Source organism: Clostridium sp. MCC353 (assembly GCF_018785315.1).
GTDB lineage: Bacteria > Bacillota > Clostridia > Lachnospirales > Lachnospiraceae > CHH4-2.
Map to the genome: position 1 here is coordinate 74,348 of NZ_WQPN01000103.1, position 417 is coordinate 74,764.

1 protein-coding gene is annotated in these 417 nt (G+C 42.0%); it reads right to left on the reverse strand.

Annotation, left to right across the window (positions count from 1 at the left end; genetic code table 11):
* Positions 1–236: 236 nt before the first annotated feature.
* Positions 237–417: hypothetical protein (locus GPL15_RS17745; RefSeq protein WP_215700029.1), on the reverse strand; the 181-nt coding region annotated here is incomplete at its 5' end.

Sequence of the window (417 nt, forward strand, 5' to 3'; positions counted from 1 at the left end):
TGTCCCCTCGTCCCGCTTTTCTGCTGGTTTTCTCTGGCTAAAGTAATTAAAAGCAAATTTTACATAAAGGGTGAAGGTATTTTCGAAAATGGCTTCACCCTTTAATGTAAATCCCCACACTATTTAACATCAACCCTGAAGGCATTTTCGAAAATGCCTTCACCTTTTACTGTTAATCCACACGTCAGTTACTTGAAATGACTATGTCATAATCTGTACTAAATACCAACAACGTCTCAAGCAAAAGCATCTTTGCTTTTTCTATGTTTCTTCCCAATCTTTTTTATCTGTAGCTCAGCCGGTATACAGCCATGAAGACGGGGAATCTGGGGCAGGGGGCCGTGGATGAGAGGAATTGGGGGGCATATGCAGACCCTTAGAAATACTTGGTCTTCAAGGGCGAAAAAAGACAGGCAG